Origin of the sequence: Cytophaga sp., assembly GCF_051961495.1 — a bacterium.
Lineage (GTDB): Bacteria > Bacteroidota > Bacteroidia > Cytophagales > Cytophagaceae > Cytophaga.
Genome location: NZ_JBQCDF010000281.1, coordinates 1 through 2,620, shown reverse-complemented (window position 1 = coordinate 2,620; position 2,620 = coordinate 1). Strand labels below are relative to the sequence as shown.

At 38.6% G+C, this 2,620-nt stretch carries 4 protein-coding genes; all 4 read right to left on the bottom strand.

The features are described from left to right. Positions 1–696: hypothetical protein (locus ACTHJT_RS15735; protein WP_440239932.1), on the bottom strand; the 696-nt coding region annotated here is incomplete at its 3' end. Between the two features lie 10 nt (positions 697–706). Beyond that, positions 707–1,066 (bottom strand): YbbC/YhhH family protein, encoded by a 360-nt coding sequence (locus ACTHJT_RS15730; protein WP_440239930.1) that lies wholly within the window; start codon positions 1,064–1,066, stop codon positions 707–709. A gap of 235 nt (positions 1,067–1,301) precedes the next feature. Beyond that, entirely contained in the window at positions 1,302–1,724 is a 423-nt protein-coding gene (locus ACTHJT_RS15725; RefSeq protein WP_440239928.1) for an ester cyclase, read from the bottom strand. 76 nt (positions 1,725–1,800) lie between these two features. After that, positions 1,801–2,361, bottom strand: a complete 561-nt coding sequence (locus ACTHJT_RS15720) for a Crp/Fnr family transcriptional regulator (RefSeq protein ID WP_440239926.1) — start codon at positions 2,359–2,361, stop codon at positions 1,801–1,803. Between the last annotated feature and the right edge of the window lie 259 nt (positions 2,362–2,620).

The following is a 2,620-nucleotide window of genomic DNA, read 5'->3' as shown; positions in this document are numbered from 1 at the left end:
AGCATTTTTATATCGGTATTTTCCGTTACGATATACATACATTCCTTCCTTGTGATCCGGAAGCAGGCAATCGCAGTAATGCGGAAATGAATTTTCTGTATTGATGGCAGCGCCTTCTTCAGAAACCTTAAGCATCGTCTTCGTTTTTCCGATACTGATTTTGCTTTCCTGAGACAATGAAAAATCGTACCGGTAAAAATACGCTGTCGTCGAATACGTTGAAGTGGAATCATAATATTCCGTATAATCAGCCCTGTATTCATATTTACTTACAGCAGCGAACAATTGTTTATGTGATTTGAGATCGTAGATTTCATGAATGGTTTTATACGCTTCATAAGCCCCATGCTCTCCCAGATGGCTATTCTCCTTCACTTTCATAACTACATACACTGCAGATTTTTTATTATTGATTTTGATCAGGCTTAAAGCAAGCGAATCGAGTGTTTTGATAATGTAATCCGTTGTGTTCAGCAGGATGGTATTCCGGTTATTATTGAATGTCATAATCAGTTCAAGAAATGAATTTCTTTCTGCTGCCGAATCCGGATTAAAATCATTCCAGTTCCCTGTATATACAGCAACAGATTGGTCAGGCACCGTTTGTAATAAGGTATATTTCATAAAAAATGAATCCACTTGTCCGAATGCCGAAATCCGGATGAGCAGGAAAAATAAGAGTATACAAAATTTCATTGGTAACATGTTATTTTCCATGGCTCACGCTTATTACTCTTCCATCTTTTTTATTCAGCACAATAAAAAATGTACCACCATTGGTATACGTAACAGGGAGCGTGCCATTAATCACCCATACCGAATCGATCTGATGAACCTGATAGGGTTTTTGTTCCAGGATACGATCCTTACCGTAAATATTGAAAAGAATTGATTCCGCAACCCGGATCGCTGTTTCTTCATTATTTAGATATCCTTCCGGCGGACAATACCCATAAGCAGAATCGCTGCGTACTTCCTGCAAGTGTTTTATAATGGTTTGTTCATCCAGCGGACGATTCGAACACGACAGCAAAAAACAGGCAGAAAGTACCAGGGGAAATTTCATTGGAATTGAATGGTTAAATCACGCACTATTTATAACTATTTTCCATAAAAAAGAATGGCAAACGCATTTTATTTTTATCATCTGAACTGAATATCTTATCGCGGGTATTCACCCCGCCCTTCAGTCAAGGGAGAAGGATGCTTGCGCATCTCTGACAAGTATTATGACATACCTGAATAGCGGTGCAGGGAACATATCTGAAATTTATTCTGCAAGGTTGATTTTGTGCTTTGCCTCATTCAGCAATTTTACAACCTTTCGAGGCATTCATAATTTGATTTTCCAATGCCTGTCCGTCGATCAGCGCCCAGTGTTCAATGATTTTACCTGCCTGCAATTTATAATACCTGTAACCAACCGTAGTCAATTCAATGCCCGTAGGTTCTAAACCCCGCCACCTGCCGATGTGTTTCATAACCATCTTTATTTTCACAACGCTCTTGTCGCCTTCTGTTATCTGGTCTTCAATAATGGTCTGGTGTTCAAACGAAGTCCCTGTGTTCAGAATCCATTGCTTCATACCTTCCACATTGGGTGCGAGACTTGTGGGTAGTGAGTGGTCTTTAAAATCAGGATGAATATATTCCGCTGATTTTTCAAAGTTTCTTTTGTTCCAGATCTGTTCAATAAATCCGGATACGATTTTTGAATTTTCCATCTTTGTTTCTGTTTTATGGTGAGCAACAAAGATCCTGCAAAAACTACAGGTGTACCTGTGTCAAAAGTCACAAAATTTATTTGCGGCGCAAGCGGCTCAAGGTCTCACGGCTCATCCCCAGGTAGGAAGCTGTCTGGGTAAGCGATACCCGTTGTAAAAATTCCGGCCGGGTACGAACCAGGTTTTCAAACCGCTGTTTAGGAGTCATCAAGGTAAAGCTTTTTACATGCTCTTCCTGCCTGGCAACAATGCCTTCCAGGATTTTCCTGCCCAATGTTTCAATTTCCCTGGATGCTGTGTATGCATGCAAAAGCGCAGCCTTATCAAATCTTACAACATGTAAAGGTTCACAAGCCAGTATTTCAAACTCTGATTCCGTACCATTAATCAGGCTTTTGGTATTCGTGGCAAAATCATTTTCAAAATAAAAAGCGGTGTTCATTTCTTTGCCATCCTGGTTGTATGATGCCTTGCAATAACCGCTGCTTATGAAATATATAGCGTTACAGATCTCACCTTCCTTCAGCAAACGTTCGCCTTTACTGAACACCTGTTCCCTTAAACACCCGCTGAGAATGTTCCAGCTTTCCGGTGAAAATGTCGTGAGCCGCTGTATATATGTTTTGAGATTTTCCAATCAGGTAAAGGTATGAGCGATTATATCTGTTTATATATTCGATTTAAGATACAACGGAATCAGTAAATAGACAACTTTTAACTTGTCGTCCGTACAAGCTTTTGGCACTAAGCTCCTTTGCAGTTATTGAACTAAAAAATACAGTAATAAAAATTCATAATTCATAATTCATAATTCATAATTCATAATTCATAATTCATAATTCATAATTCATAATTCATAATTCATAATTCATAATTCATAATTCATAATTCATAAT

What these genes read in the sequence shown, in the direction of transcription:
- ACTHJT_RS15725 (WP_440239928.1), bottom strand. Translation starts at nt 1,724, where the DNA reads ATGGAAAATTCAAAAATCGTATCCGGATTTATTGAACAGATCTGGAAC.
- ACTHJT_RS15730 (WP_440239930.1), bottom strand. Translation starts at nt 1,066, where the DNA reads ATGAAATTTCCCCTGGTACTTTCTGCCTGTTTTTTGCTGTCGTGTTCG.